The sequence below is a fragment of the Eikenella sp. HMSC071B05 genome (genome assembly GCF_001811325.1).
GTDB lineage: Bacteria > Pseudomonadota > Gammaproteobacteria > Burkholderiales > Neisseriaceae > Eikenella > Eikenella corrodens.
This window is the reverse complement of the sequence record NZ_KV804552.1, coordinates 1-443: the sequence shown is the minus strand read 5'-3', so window position 1 is coordinate 443 and position 443 is coordinate 1. Positions and strand designations below refer to the sequence as shown.

The window sequence follows — 443 nt, the reverse complement described above, 5'->3', positions numbered from 1 at the left end:
CGCGTGGCAGTAGCTGGCCGGGTGGCAGAAAGCGACGAGGATTTACGCGCTCGTTACGAAACGGGCGTATATGCACTCGGCGCGGCCACACATGCCACTATTCTTGCCAACCTAAAACGAGATATTCCGACCGCCCGCGATATTCACGTTTTCGAGAATGATACAGATACACAAGTCGGCGACCTGAAGCCGCACTCTATCAAGGTTCTGATTGATGGCGGCAAGGATGATGAAATCGCTCAAGCTATCTACCGCGTAAAAGCGGCTGGCATTAATACCAATGGCGATATAGCTAAGACTATTACCACGCCGACTGGAAACCAGATTATCCGCTTCTCCCGTCCGGCCTATCGCTATATTTGGGTGCAGGCAACTTTAACCCTGCTTACAGGCACAGATGCTGCCTTCCCGGCAGACGGTTACGAATCGGTACGCGCAGACTT

The 443-nt window shown here is 52.8% G+C and carries 1 protein-coding gene; it reads left to right on the top strand.

Annotated features, from left to right (window positions below):
• Window positions 1-443 (top strand): hypothetical protein (locus HMPREF2796_RS11420; RefSeq protein ID WP_371327467.1); only part of this gene is annotated, 443 nt, incomplete at both ends.